Source organism: Niastella sp. OAS944, from assembly GCA_024809215.1.
In the GTDB taxonomy this organism is placed as follows: domain Bacteria; phylum Bacteroidota; class Bacteroidia; order Chitinophagales; family Chitinophagaceae; genus Niastella.
This window is the reverse complement of record JANUBW010000001.1, coordinates 1,798,621-1,812,169: the sequence shown is the minus strand read 5'-3', so window position 1 is coordinate 1,812,169 and position 13,549 is coordinate 1,798,621. Positions and strand designations below refer to the sequence as shown.

General features: G+C 44.5%; 14 protein-coding genes. 10 read left to right on the top strand and 4 right to left on the bottom strand.

Annotated features, from left to right (window positions below; translation table 11 throughout):
• Nucleotides 1-234 precede the first annotated feature (234 nt).
• The 8 genes from GGD38_RS07095 to GGD38_RS07060 all read left to right on the top strand — a co-directional run bounded on the left by GGD38_RS07095 (nt 235) and on the right by GGD38_RS07060 (nt 8,200).
• Nucleotides 235-1,467 (top strand): glycosyltransferase family 4 protein, encoded by a 1,233-nt coding sequence (locus tag GGD38_RS07095; RefSeq protein ID WP_375298708.1) that lies wholly within the window; start codon nt 235-237, stop codon nt 1,465-1,467.
• On the top strand, nt 1,467-2,567 hold the full coding sequence (locus GGD38_RS07090) for a glycosyltransferase family 4 protein (protein WP_375298709.1): 1,101 nt from the start codon (nt 1,467-1,469) through the stop codon (nt 2,565-2,567). The genes GGD38_RS07095 and GGD38_RS07090 overlap by 1 nt, the downstream gene beginning before the upstream one ends.
• Nucleotides 2,564-3,259: an acyltransferase gene (locus GGD38_RS07085; RefSeq protein ID WP_375298710.1), complete on the top strand. Its 696-nt coding sequence runs from the start codon at nt 2,564-2,566 to the stop codon at nt 3,257-3,259. The genes GGD38_RS07090 and GGD38_RS07085 overlap by 4 nt, the downstream gene beginning before the upstream one ends.
• Before the next feature lie 26 nt (nt 3,260-3,285).
• Nucleotides 3,286-4,056, top strand: coding sequence for a WecB/TagA/CpsF family glycosyltransferase (locus tag GGD38_RS07080; protein ID WP_375298711.1), 771 nt, complete (start codon nt 3,286-3,288; stop codon nt 4,054-4,056).
• A gap of 197 nt (nt 4,057-4,253) precedes the next feature.
• Entirely contained in the window at nt 4,254-5,645 is a 1,392-nt protein-coding gene (locus GGD38_RS07075) for an undecaprenyl-phosphate glucose phosphotransferase (protein WP_375298712.1), read from the top strand.
• Nucleotides 5,635-6,027 (top strand): VanZ family protein, encoded by a 393-nt coding sequence (locus GGD38_RS07070; RefSeq protein WP_375298713.1) that lies wholly within the window; start codon nt 5,635-5,637, stop codon nt 6,025-6,027. The genes GGD38_RS07075 and GGD38_RS07070 overlap by 11 nt, the downstream gene beginning before the upstream one ends.
• Before the next feature lie 37 nt (nt 6,028-6,064).
• Complete coding sequence (locus GGD38_RS07065; RefSeq protein ID WP_375298714.1) at nt 6,065-7,171, top strand: glycosyltransferase family 4 protein; 1,107 nt, start codon at nt 6,065-6,067, stop codon at nt 7,169-7,171.
• Nucleotides 7,172-7,345: 174 nt separating this feature from the next.
• Entirely contained in the window at nt 7,346-8,200 is an 855-nt protein-coding gene (locus tag GGD38_RS07060) for a fumarylacetoacetate hydrolase family protein (RefSeq protein ID WP_375298715.1), read from the top strand.
• Here GGD38_RS07060 and GGD38_RS07055 read toward each other — a convergent pair.
• Nucleotides 8,197-8,619, bottom strand: coding sequence for a hypothetical protein (locus GGD38_RS07055; RefSeq protein ID WP_375298716.1), 423 nt, complete (start codon nt 8,617-8,619; stop codon nt 8,197-8,199). The two genes, GGD38_RS07060 and GGD38_RS07055, sit on opposite strands and share 4 nt — an antisense overlap.
• 89 nt (nt 8,620-8,708) lie before the next feature.
• Nucleotides 8,709-9,290 carry a Crp/Fnr family transcriptional regulator gene (locus tag GGD38_RS07050; RefSeq protein WP_375298717.1) on the bottom strand — a complete coding sequence of 194 codons (582 nt, stop codon included), beginning with the start codon at nt 9,288-9,290 and terminating at the stop codon, nt 8,709-8,711.
• A gap of 114 nt (nt 9,291-9,404) precedes the next feature.
• On the opposite strand from GGD38_RS07050, the gene GGD38_RS07045 reads away from it, so the two are divergent.
• A complete protein-coding gene (locus tag GGD38_RS07045) occupies nt 9,405-10,703 on the top strand; it encodes a BNR repeat-containing protein (protein WP_375298718.1) in 1,299 nt (432 codons plus the stop codon).
• On the opposite strand, the gene GGD38_RS07040 is transcribed toward GGD38_RS07045, so the two are convergent.
• Nucleotides 10,704-11,678 (bottom strand): zinc-binding alcohol dehydrogenase family protein, encoded by a 975-nt coding sequence (locus tag GGD38_RS07040; RefSeq protein ID WP_375298719.1) that lies wholly within the window; start codon nt 11,676-11,678, stop codon nt 10,704-10,706.
• Between the two features lie 71 nt (nt 11,679-11,749).
• A complete protein-coding gene (locus GGD38_RS07035; RefSeq protein ID WP_375298720.1) occupies nt 11,750-12,334 on the bottom strand; it encodes a Crp/Fnr family transcriptional regulator in 585 nt (194 codons plus the stop codon).
• A 276-nt stretch (nt 12,335-12,610) separates the two neighbouring features.
• On the opposite strand from GGD38_RS07035, the gene GGD38_RS07030 reads away from it, so the two are divergent.
• Entirely contained in the window at nt 12,611-13,549 is a 939-nt protein-coding gene (locus tag GGD38_RS07030) for a PLP-dependent cysteine synthase family protein (RefSeq protein ID WP_375298721.1), read from the top strand.

Here is a 13,549-nt window from a genome sequence, read left to right as displayed (position 1 = left end):
TACGTGCAGCAGGCTGATTAATTGTTATCTGGTTGACAATTTCAGAAGTTGATATATCAAAGAAAATTTACTTAGAAAAAAAAACCTCGTCCGCCAGCTGGCGGAGAGGGGTTTGGGGAGAGGGCCATTTGCCGATCCACGATTGCCCTTTCTCGTTTGCCGATTCGCATTTCCCATCCTTATAAAGAACCACAGTCGTATTTAATTACGCTTGCCAACAAACAGCATTAATTAATGAAAAAGGTATTACTAAGTGCATACGCCTGCTCACCCATACGAGGTAGTGAGCCAGGTAACGGATGGAGCTGGGCGTTAAACCTGGCCCTGCAAGGATATGAAGTGTGGTGTTTGACCAATGCTGAAGACAAAAATGTAATACAGGAAGAATTGAAGCGGCTGGGACTGCCCAACCTGAACATTGTATTTGTGGAGCTTGGTATGAACCTCGATAAAACATTGCTCAACGCTTCTTCAAAAACCATTTACCTGCATTATTACCTGTGGCGTAAGAAAGCCGCACGTGTTGCTTTGCAACTGCACAGGAAAATGAATTTTGATGTGGCGCATCATGTAACCTATGGCAGTTTTCAGCAGGGAACTTTTTTGTGGAAGTTAAAAAACACCCGCATCATATTTGGCCCTGTGGGTGGTGGGCAGGAAGCAATGCCGGCTTTTAAAGAATACTTCGGGCAAGCCTGGAGGATAGAGCGCCTCCGGAGCCTGATCTCAAAATGGAGTATCAAATTCAGCAATAACTTAAAGAATACGGTTTCCCGGTCGCACCATATTTTGGTAACCAATCAGGATACCGCTAACATAGTACAAAAGATAAAAACCGGGCAAAACGACAATGTGCACCTGATACTCGATAATGCCATTCCCATTTCCATGCAGCATATCGAGTACATCGACAGAAAACCCGGTAAACAGATCAACCTGCTTTGGGTGGGCCGTATGTTGCCACGCAAAGGGTTGAATCTTATTCTGCATGCGTTATCAATGGTGCCTAAGGAAGTAGACTACACGTTTACCATTGTAGGCGGCGGCGAAATGTATCAATTCCTCGATGGCTGGATAAAACAATACAATCTCGATCCGAAACGCCTGCGCATATTAGGGCAGATCCCATTCAATGAAGTTATCCGCCATTACAAACAAGCCGATGTATTTATTTTCTGTTCACTGCGCGATAGCTGTCCGGCCCAGTTAAATGAGGCCATGGCATTTGGGTTGCCGGTGATTACACTCGATATACATGGGTCTTCACTGGCGGTAAGTCACGAATGCGGCATCAAGGTAAAACCAACCACCAAAGAAAAAACCGCCCAGGATATAGCCAAAGCAATTGGGAAGATGTACGAAGATGTAGAATTAAGGAAACAGTTTTCGCGCAACGCATATCAATATGCCAAGAGCAATACCTGGGAACGAAAAGTGCAATTAATAACCTCTCAATTCTACAACTAATGGCGCAACGGATATTGGTGGGAGTTCCACCAAAACATCACGTTCTTTTATCACATGACGAAATAGAAGGCTTCAACGATCTCGGTTATGAATGCCAATCGGTAACCTATGGCCGTAATGATGCCACTGCAGGCAAAGTGAAAAAGTTATTGGGTACAATAGCTAAGGGGTTTAATGTAGTGAAAGCGTTGTATGCGTTCAGGCCGCAGATCCTGTATCTCAATTCCCGCTTTGAGCCGGCAGGTTCAACCCGTGATTTTATTACTATCCTCATCATAAAGTTGTTTTATTACCGCAAACTGAAGATCGCCATCAAAACTCATGGTTCCGATATTTCGGTACTGCAAAAAACATCTTTCTTTTTCCGCAGGCTGGTAGTGCCATTTTTGAGAAAGCATGTAGATGCCTGGTTCTTCCTGTCGAGCGATGAAAAAGAATTGGTGCGCACGTATGATCCGGTGATCGCTAACAAAATATTTATAACGGCCAATATAATCGATCCCGGCCGTTCGGTGGCTTCGGCGGCCTTCAGGGAAAAATATGATCTGGACGAACGTAAGTTCAAGGTTTTGTTTGCAGGCCGCATTGTACGGGAGAAAGGTGTATTCGCCTTGCTGCAAAGTATACCTATGCTTTCCTGTAAAAACGATTGCCTGTTTGTATTTGTAGGTGACGGCCATCATCTCCAGGAGTTAAAACAACTGGCCGAAACATTACAGGTAACCGCACACACCCGTTTCCCGGGTTTTGTACCTGATCATGAATGCGATCATTTTTATGCCAATGCCGATATGCTGGCATTTCCCACATATGACAATGAAGGATTTCCGATGGCGCTGTTTAAATCGGTAGCGGCAGGCCTGCCAGTGATCACTACCCGTATAAGGGCTGCAAAGGACCATTTAACGGCGCCCGATAATGTGTTGTGGGTTGATAAGGAGTCGGCTGAAAGTATTGCCAATGCAATAGAGACCCTTTATAACGATCATGCACTTCGCCATGCCATGTCGGAAAATAACCGGCAGGTGGCAAAAAAGTTTACACGCACCCAGGTGTGTGCCGGTATGCATGAAGCAATGATGTCAATCAACCATCAATGATAAATATAACCCGCGTTTCGGCCATGCTGCATGCAGTATGGTCAGCGTTTCGAACCCCGGTCCTTGACAAGTCTGAGCCAGGCACAAGCTCAGGGACTGCATCCGTTAACGAAACAACCCGAAGAACAACCACTATGTCGATTGGCAATGTAATAAGGCAAGCGAGGGACCTTTTACTGGTGAAGGTGCTGTTCAGAAAGTGCACCATTGGTAAAGGATTTCATGCCGGTTTACGTGTACGTATATGGGGTAGAGATAAAGTAGTGATAGGACGTAACTTTTATATAGGCAGAGATTCCTTTATAGAAACCGATGTGATCATTGGCGATAATGTGATGTTTGGCAACCGGGTAGCCCTTGTAGGCCGTTACGATCATCATTACCAGTTACCCGGCGTGCCCATACGCCTGGCGCCGCAGATCCGCGATGCCGATTATAAATGGAAGGGCATTGGCCTTGTAACAACCATTGAAGATGACGTGTGGGTAGGTTATGGATCAACCGTTATGGGTGGCGTTACCATTGGTGAAGGAAGTATCATTGGCGCCGGTTCGCTGGTAACAAAAGATGTAGAGCCCTATTCAATTTATGCCGGTGTTCCTGCAAAAAAAATAAGAGACCGGTTCGATAATCCCATAGACCTGCAAACACACCTTAAACTGGTTCAAAGCAAATACTACGGCAAACTGTAAAACTTCATTCTCCAAATACTTTTGGTATGGAAAGGAAAAGCATTATCAATTTTGGAATTACTACAGGCAATTACAATTCTTTTGTTAGTAACATTGTTACCATGGCGCATCATAAAGAAAGCGCCAATGTTTGTGTTGCCAATGTGCATATGTTCATAGAGGCCTACAAAGACCAATCTTTCAATAACATTATTAACGACGCTACCATGGTTACGCCCGATGGTAAACCGCTTACCTGGGTATTGAACTATTTGTATGGCATAAGGCAGGACCGTGTAGCCGGTATGGACCTGCTGCCCGATCTGTTGCAACAAATGATGTTGAAGAAACTGCCCGCATTCTTTTATGGCGGTACGCCGGCCTTGTTAGAGAAAACAGAGAATTACCTGCGGTATGCATTTCCCGATCTGCCAATTGCCGGTATGTACAGTCCGCCATTTAGACCCGCTACCCGCGAAGAGGAAGATAAACTGGTTGATAAGATCAATAATTCGGGTGCTGCGGTTGTGCTGGTGATACTCGGTTGTCCCAAACAGGAAAAATGGATGGCCTCTATGAAGGGCCGTATCAAAGCTGTAATGATTGGCGTTGGGGGCGCCTTGCCCGTTATGGTGGGTATGCAAAAACGCGCGCCGGGCTGGGTACAGCATATGGGGCTTGAATGGATGTTTAGATTGATGCAGGAGCCGCGCCGCCTGTTCAAAAGGTATGTGGTTACGAATTCTTTGTTTGTGTATTTGTTCTTCAAGAAAATATTTATGGTGCAAGGGAGTCGGAAATTAGAAATGAGGAATTAAAAATGAGAAATGAAAAAGTGAAAGGCAGAAAAGAATATCGAATAATGAATGTCCAATGTTGAATGTTGAAGTGAAAACCCAAATAAAAGACCGGAGTTGCCTTTTCCTTGTCAACCTGTCAACTTGTTAACTTTTCAACCATTTCCTAATGATCCGTTTAGGTAGCCTGATCAACTAAGAAAGTTAATAGAGATAATATGAATAGCAGATTTCTCCGCCACCTGCAATTGACTTTATTGGCAATGGACCTGGTGGCTATCAATATAGTATTTTTTATTGCCCGTTTCTTTTTTCAGCGCGAAATGCTGATAGAAGCTTATGTTGAGTATACCTATTTTGGGGTGTTCTTAACAGTGGCCTGGCTGGTTGTTTCGTTATCGAGCAATGTATATCATGAGCGCAATGTGTTTACTTTTGAATTGTTTGCCGGCCGTTCAACGCGGGCCTTTTTCTACCTATTGCTCATGATCTGCGGCTTTTTATTCTTTTCTCATTTCTTTATAATATCCAGGTTATTCATTGGTACCATCATTGTAGGTATTCCTTTGTTGCTTACCTGTAACCGTTTTCTTTACCTGGCCGTTTATCAATACTTTAAAAAGAAGGACTTTTTCAATAACAAGGTATTGGTGCTGGGGTATAACGATCTTAGCCGCCGGCTGGTTGATTATCTGGAAGAGGAAGGCGTGAACAAGGAAATAGTTGGCTATTGTGAAGAAAAGGAGAACATACATGAGTTATCGCGTTACCCTATTTTAGGTAATATAAAAGGGGCGTTGGATGTGTGTAAACGATATGGCGCCACAGAGATCTATTCAACCATAGTGCCAGAGCAAAACCCTGGCATCTACAGGTTGATACAGATGGCCGATCAAAATTGTATCCGTTTTCGTATTGTACCCGATATTGGCGCCCTGGTAAAACGGCAGGTATATATTGATTATCTGAATGAGATACCGGTACTGTCGTTGCGCAGGGAACCGCTCGATGACCTGGGCAATAAGATCAAAAAAAGGATCTTCGACATTATTGTAAGCTCGCTGGTAACTGTATTTATTCTTTCATGGCTTATACCGCTTATTGGTTTGCTGATAAAGCTCGAGTCAAAAGGCCCCGTCTTTTTCCGTCAGCAACGCAGCGGGCAGGACAATAAAAGTTTCTGGTGCCTGAAGTTCAGAAGTATGACGGTGAACGACAATGCCAACACGGTACAGGCAACACGTGGTGATGCCCGTATTACAAAGATCGGAGCGTTCCTGCGAAGAACAAGTCTTGATGAATTTCCGCAATTCCTGAATGTGCTGATGGGCGATATGAGCATTGTAGGCCCACGCCCGCACATGTTAAAACATACGGCCGATTATTCAAAGATCATTGATGAATATATGATCCGTCAATTCCTGAAACCCGGTATTACGGGTTGGGCGCAGGTAAATGGTTTCAGAGGTGAAACAAAAACACTTGACCAAATGAAGAAGCGCGTGGAGTATGACTTGTGGTATATGGAAAACTGGAGCATGTGGCTTGATATAAAGATCATGTTCCTGACAGTGTTTAATACTATAAAAGGCGAAGAGAATGCATTCTGAGACAAATGTGACGAAAGCGAACAGGTACCGGTATGAAGGTGCCGGTAAAGTGTTCTTATTTATTGCGATCCTTATTTTGACCGGTATTTTTTGTGAGTGGCCCGATTTTCATCCTGAACATTATTTCAGCACAGGATATCACTGGTGGCTCGATATGGTTTTTCATGGTGGGTATTATTTCGTGATCACCATTCCATTGTATATTGTATTTTGTAAAGGCCGCTATAAGGGTGTGTTCTGGATCGCTGTACTATTATCATCCTACCTTTTTGAAATGCTGCAGGGCCTTGTGCCTGGAAGAACGGTTTCATTACTCGATATGACCAGCAATTTCCTGGGTATATCACTCGCAACTTTGATCTGTTCCCTTTTCTATAAATAATAATCTCCCTGCTGTATGAAAAATTCAATTTACCTAAATGAAGAGACCAAAGATCCTTTTTATCGTGCAGCTTCCGCCGCCTATTCATGGTGTTACCATTATGAACCAACACACCATTGATAACCCCGGTTGGCGATTGAAGTATGATGTAAGAACATTGCCATTGCATTTTGGTCAAACCCTCGATGATATTGGCAAAATAACCATGATGAAGGTGGTGCACATGGTAGGTTTTATGTTTAAGCTTTGCCGCATCCTTATTTCTTTTAAACCATCTATTGTTTATTTTACAATTGTTCCCACCGGGAAAATATTTTACCGCGACGCTTTGTTCTCGGCATTGATAAAACTCTTTAACCGTCGGGTTGTTTTTCACCTGCACAAACGGGGTATTGATGAAATGGCCAGGGACTCGCGTCATAAACGGTGGTTGTTGCGCAGGACATTTAAAGGGGGCGCAGTGGTTTGCCTGTCGGAGAAATTGACGGCCGATATCCGAACCGTATATGAGCCTGAGCCATACGTGCTGCCCAATGGCATTGAGGTGGTGAACAGCCATGTTGCAGAACGGCATAATATACCACCGAGAATTCTGTATTTGTCGAACCTGGTAATAAATAAAGGGATCAAGGTGTTTCTCGAAAGCCTGGCAGATCTGCATAAACAGGGTTGCCGTTTTCAGGCAAGGATTGTAGGCGGAGAAGTGGATTATAGCATTGCAGAAGCAAAAGCATTTTGTGCCAAAACCGGTATTGCACACCTGGTAGATGTAACCGGACCAAAGTTTGGCCGGGATAAATTCAATGAACTGGAAAGGGCCGATATTTTTGTATTGCCTTCCTTTACCGAATGTGTGCCTTTGACAATTCTTGAAGCTATGCAGTTTGGGTTACCGGTGGTAGCTACCAGTGTGGGTGGTATTCCAGATATCTTGCATGAAGGGGTTAATGGCTATCTGGTACCGCCCGGTTTGTCGAAGGATTTAACGGTGCGCTTAAAGCAATTGCTGGAAAATAAGAGCTTACGTATAGAAATGGGCCATAATGCCCGCGACCGGTTTTTGAAGAAATTTACCATCTCGAAATATTATGAAGGGCTGACGGAGATATTTGAGCAGGTGCTGGAAGGAAAGATGCATAAGTAGGAAGTAAGAAGTAGGAGATAGGAAGTCAGAAGATTATAAAAAGGCGAGCGCGCGATAAATAGCGGGTCGCCTTTTTTATTAGCCTGAACAATAGTTCTGTTCCTACTTCATACATCCTACTTCATACCTCAGATTTTTCGTTATTTTAGTGGAAATAACAAAATAACGATCCATATGAAGCTCTATAAAACAGGCCAGGGAATACTGTTACAGTTTAAAGAGGAATATTATGTATTGCAGCACGACTGGGATAAACTGATCAACCGCGATAATCTATATGCATTTTTGCTGGAAGAATATCTGAGTGGCAAAAAGATAACTACCACCCAGGCCGAAGAATGGCTGCGTGAGTATTTATTGCCGCCCATTGGTTCGCAGGAAGTGTGGGCCGCCGGTGTTACCTACCTGCGTAGCCGCGATGCCCGCATGGAAGAGTCGAAAGATACCGGTGGGGCCGATTGTTATTCGCGGGTATACGAGGCCGAACGGCCCGAACTTTTCTTCAAAGCATTACCGCACCGGGTGGTTGGCCACCTGCAAAGCGTTTACATTCGTAAAGATTCTGCCTGGAACGTTCCTGAGCCTGAACTGGCATTATACATAAACTCAGCGGGCGCCATACAGGCCTATACCATTGGCAACGATATGAGCTCACGAAGCATAGAAGGGGAGAACCCATTGTATTTACCCCAGGCCAAGGTATACGACAAAAGCGCCGGCTTAGGCCCCTGCCTGTATATTAGCGAGCAACCCATTCCCATTGAAACAGGTATTCATATGACCATTCATCGTAATGAAGTGAAAATGTATGAGGGCAATACCACCCTTAAACAAATGAAGCGTTTGTTGCCTGAACTGGTTTCGTACCTGTACCGCGAGACTGATTTTGCTACCGGTAGTTTTTTAATGACGGGCACCTGCCTGGTACCGCCGGCCGATTTCACCTTACAAGCCAACGACGTAGTAACCATCAGCATCGATAGCATTGGTACGCTGGTGAATTATGTAGCGGTGAAAGGAAGCATTTAACGGATACAAAAATACCAGATCCACCCCATGTATGCCGGTTGAAAGAACAACCGCGAGATATTGTACAGGTTGGGTTTGCTGCCGGCTACATAAATGTTGGCCGGGAATATGGCCAATAACAATAAAAGCAATCCATACGCCGCCCACATACGGGTAGCAGGGAATAATAATAAAATGCCTAATATGATCTCCGCCGCGCCGCTTATATAGTTCATGGCGTGCCGGTAAGGCCAGTGCGGCGGTATCATGGCTTCTATTTTCCCGGCCTTTGCAAAATGGCTGATGCCTACCAATACAAACATCATCATGGCGGCAAATGCGCCTTTGTCGTTTAGTGCAGAAAGCCAGGCGCCGCCCGATAACCAACTGATGAGGAAGCTAATGCCAAAAAAAGACAATATGCCTATCATGAATGCCATACAAAACAATTGAGCATTCAAAATTGCATATTGTGGGCGTCAAAAACGATAACCGGCGACAAAAAGCATGGCCGGTTTATTAACATAGGTTAATGCTTTTGCGCCAGTTTATTTCGTATGCGGCTGAGGCTGGGCGCCTGAATGCCCAGGTAGGAGGCGATGTAATGCTGCGGCAGGCGTTCCAGAATATGCGGTTGCGTTTCCAGCAATTCAATATATCTTTCTTCGGCGGTTTTTAATAACAACGATTTGTACGAGTTCATGGCAACCAGGTAAACGTATTCGGCAATAAGGCGGCCAAACCTTTCATATTGGGCGCCCCTTTTATAAAGGGCCTGCATATTGTCGTACGATAAACAAAACACCTCACTATCTTCCAGCGCTTCTACATTATTGGCTGCCGGTTTGCGCGATAAAAAGCTTTCGTAATCGCCGAGCCACTGCCCCTCAAACATAAAATGCCCCGTTTGCTCCCGCTCCCTGTAAGTAAAATACATTCTGAACGCACCTTTAAATACCACCGCCATTTCATTGGCCACCTGTCCTTCCCGCACAAAGAATTCATGTTTGGCAATGGTACGGCTTTCGAGACGGCTGATGAATGAGATCATTTCCTCTTCCGTAATTGAAGGCATTATTTTTCTTAGCGACTGTTTGATGGTCTGGAGCATATGTGCAAGTTAATAAGTTGTTCCGTTATTCAGTTGTTCAGTTTGTAGTTAAACTGACCAACTTACGAACTGAATAACTGAATAACTCTTTGGCATTTTCGCTATCTTGGTACCATGTACAAACTAATAACGGTGTACTTTCTATTACTAAACGCACCAACGATTGCCCAAAACGTAAAAATATCTACAGCCGGCAAAGGCTGGGCCGCCAATTCCGTCAATACGGTCATCTTCAGACATAACTCCCTCACCAGTTTTAAAAATACCCAATACATTGCTTATTACGATTCGGCGCAACGGCTGGTGATCGGCCAGCGCAAACTTGGTTCTTCCCAATGGACGCTGCAAACCACTCAATATAGTGGCAAAGCCACCGATGCACATAATACCATTAGCATTATTACCGATGGCGAAGGTTATTTGCATGTATCGTGGGATCATCATAACAATGAACTTCGTTATGCACGCAGTGTAAAACCTGGTTCTTTACAACTTACCGACAAACTACCTATGACCGGTAAGAAGGAGAGTAAGGTTACATATCCCGAATTTTATCGCCTGCCCAATGGCAATCTGTTGTTCCTGTACCGCGATGGTGCCAGTGGTAATGGCAGCCTGATGCTAGATCATTACAATGCCAAAACAAAACAATGGACGCAGGTACAGGATGGTTGGATAAATGGGGAGGGACAACGCAGTCCGTACTGGCAATTGGCCATCGATAAGTTTGGCACTATTCATATGTCGTGGGTATGGCGCGAGAGCCCCGATGTGGCTTCGAACCATGATATGGGTTATGCCCGTTCGAAAGATGGCGGCCGTACCTGGGAAAAAAGTACCGGTGAAAAATATACCTTACCCATTACTGAGGCTACTGCAGAATATGCTTTGCGAATTCCACAGAACAGTGAACTCATTAACTCCACTTCCATGAGCACTGATAATGCCGGTAGCCCCTATATTGCTTCTTACTGGCGCGACTCCTCTACAAATATTCCCCAATACCGCATGATATATAATGATGGGCAACGATGGATCACACAACAGGTATCGCAGCGCACCACGCCATTTTCTTTATCGGGCACCGGTACCAAACGCATACCTATGTCGCGGCCGCAAATTGTAGTTCGAAATGTGAATGGCGCGGTTCAGGCCATACTTATTTACCGCGATATAGAGCGGAATGATAAAGTAAGCATCATGATGTGCAATGACATTACCCAGCGAAAATGGGCAGTAAAAGACCTTACCCAAACGGCTGTTGGTTTGTGGGAGCCGAGTTACGATAAACAAGTGTGGCAAAGCAAGGGTGAATTGCATTTGTTTGTTGAACGGGTTGAACAAGGCGATGGCGAAACTACCCGGGCCATTGCGCCACAGCCTGTTCAGGTGCTGGAGTATAAAGTCAATTAATTACTCAATAGTAACAACGAGGCGTTGTCCGCCCGTTACTGCTACATTCCAAATGGTGGCGATGTTATCCATTTTTACGGCGGTGGTTTTTACTTTCAGTTTACCTGTTGCCGCCAGTTGAAACATTTCGGGTATAATGTTCTTAAGCAATTGACCTAATTCCTGTCTTGACCATGAGCCCAGTCCCGATCCGGTTAATTGCAGATCAACACTGCGCATTATGGCAGCCGATAGTTGTATGGTATCGCCCATCATGCTGCCTACGGAAACATAGCTTATTTTATTGGTAAAGGAACCATTGCCCCTGATGCACGATAGTATTAATTCGGCGCTGCGCCCCCATAAATAATCAATAATAATATCTATAGGCGTTTGTGCGTGTTTGGCCAACAATTGTTTGGTGAAATGTTCATCATCCTGTGTAAGAGAAATAATTTCATCGGCTCCAAGCGATAGTAATTCATTCAGGGCCTCCTGGTTCCTGCCGGTTACGATCACTTTTTCCGCGCCATAATACTTTGCAATTTGTACTGCTATGTAACCGGTAAAACCGGTGGCGCCATTGATGAGCACTACATTACCCGGTTGCATATTGGCTTTGTATTTAAGCGCCATGGCTGCACCCGCTACGGCGTTGGGTAACGCGGCCGCAATGGTATCGCTTAACCCGGCAGGTATGGGTACCATACGGCTACGATCTATAATGGCTTTTTGGGCCATCATGCCGCTTTCGCCTATGGCAAACACGCGTTCGCCGGTAGGTAACAGGCAAACCCCATCACCGCCTACTATACGGCCATTTGCTTTTGCTGTGTCGCTGGAATAATGTTTGCCAGCTGCCTTGCTTTTGTCAAGATGTTTAACGGCTACGGCCTTAACGGTTACCAACACCTCATTTTCGTGTTGTTCGGTAGGTTCGGGAACATCTATACATTCAGGTAATGCGCCATTGGGGTATGCTACAACTGCTTTCATATTATTTGTTTTTGATACAACAAAAGTAGCGTTGCGGGCAGCCACCAAACGATAACATATGTTATCAAGTTTTAGAACCTCGATTTCCCTTTGGCCAGTTTGCTTTTAATACGGCTCAGGTGTACGGTGCTAACACCCAGGTAAGATGCGATGTAATGTTGCGGAACCCGTTGAATAAGATGCGGGCGTTTTTTTATAAGGTTCTGGTAACGTTGTTCGGGCGTATCGCGAATAAAAGAGGCAAACTCATTCATATAATGGATCTGCCGTTTGGCCGTCATTTGAAGTATGGTTTGTACAAACCAGGGCTCTTTGCTTAATTCATCGATCATTTGCATTGCATGCTTTTTATGCATAGTGTAAATGACGGAGGGCTCAATAGTTTCTACGGAAAAGGGGCTGGGAACATTATTGATAAAACTATCGAGCGATGATAAACCTTCCTGCTCAAAAAAGAACTGAATGGTTTTGTCGCTGCCATCCTTATTTATAAAGGCCCGCAGGCAACCCTTTTCAATAAACATATAATGCTGCGACCGCTTTCCTTCTTCTAACAGTATTTTCTTTGCCGCCACTTGCTGCCGCTTTTGAAAGGGCAGGTATTTATCCCAATAGGCGTTTAACTGTGGGAACGCTTGTCTGAAGTGAAAAACCATAGGCTAATTTAATTCATTCCTTTACACAATATTACACTTGCATGAACAGCACACAAAAACTCCTTGTTCAATTCCCGGTTTTTATCCGTATATTTAAATAACAATTTTTGCATGACCAATTTTTGCACATATACAATTTGTTGTTGCTGTTGTAAGCAAAAGATGGTTATTGTGGTGGAGGATAGCCATACTTAGAACTATGTAACTTTTTACATACATACATACATTAAGCTCCCCGGTTTCCCTGGGGGGCTTTTTTTATTTAAAACCTTTTCTATGTCAACTGTGAGTACAACAACTATTGATGAACAATTGAGGCAACAGGTGCAGCAACTGGGTGCGTATATAGGCCGAACGCCGTTGCATCGTATTACCAGGTTGTTTAACAAACCCGGCGTTACCGTGTATGCTAAAAAAGAATGGGAGCAATTGTCGGGCAGTGTAAAAGCAAGAGCGGGGTATGCGATCTTTAAAGCGGCCATAGATAACGGCATGTTGAACCGGCAAACCTCGTTACTCGATGCTACCAGTGGTAATACAGGAATTGCATATGCTGCAGTTGGTAAACAATTAGGTGTGCCTGTTACTTTATGTTTGCCCGAAAATGCATCGCCCGAACGAAAAGAGATACTGCAATCACTGGGCGCCGACATCATTTTTACTTCCCGCTTTGAAGGTACCGACGGAGCGCAACAGGTTGCCTTTGCATTGGCCACTGAAAACCCACGCAAATATTTTTACGCCGATCAATATAAGAACGATAATAACTGGAAAGCGCATTACAATACCACCGCACCTGAAATTGTGGAGGCCTTGCCCGGCATCACGCATTTTGTGGCCGGGCTTGGCACCACGGGAACCTTTACCGGTACCGGCCGGCGGTTGAAAGAACTGGTGCCAGGTATTCATTTAACTTCATTACAACCCGATAATCCGTTGCACGGGCTTGAAGGGTGGAAACATCTGGAAACTGCTATTGTGCCCGGTATTTATGACGATAAAGTGGCCGACGATAATTTTGAAGTAAGCACCGAAGAATCGTGGGAAATAATAAAGGCGGCATATCATTATGAGAACCTGTTGTTAAGTCCATCTTCGGCAGCAAACCTGGCCGGCGCATTGCACGTTGCTGAAAAGCTGCACCGTGGTGTTGTGGTAACCATTTTGCCCGACAATGCCGATAAATACAAAGACATCATAAAAAAACTTTTGTAA